Source organism: Runella sp. R0.1_18 (assembly GCF_057652155.1).
Window position 1 is genome coordinate 1 of the sequence record NZ_JBYFCK010000136.1, and the last position, 248, is coordinate 248.

The following is a 248-nucleotide window of genomic DNA, read 5'->3' on the forward strand; positions in this document are numbered from 1 at the left end:
ATCACCACACAAGCCGTATCTTTCAAGCCTACATTGTCCTTCAATTCGTAACAGAAACCGTCTTGACCCGTCACTCCTGGATTTGGCGTGTAAGTGAACGTACCGTCTGGGTTCAAACTCACCGTTCCTTTCGTCGGTGGCGTCACTGGCGTCGTCGTTACCGTCAACGGACCACCTTCTGGATCATCATCGTTGGTCAACACATTACCTGTAAACGGTTTATCTTGCGGCGTTTCAGCAATGTCGTT

General features: G+C 49.6%; 1 protein-coding gene. It reads right to left on the reverse strand.

The window, feature by feature from the left end:
• A partial coding sequence (locus AC23P2_RS31400; RefSeq protein ID WP_487776839.1) for an Ig-like domain-containing protein occupies window positions 1-248 on the reverse strand: 248 nt, incomplete at both ends.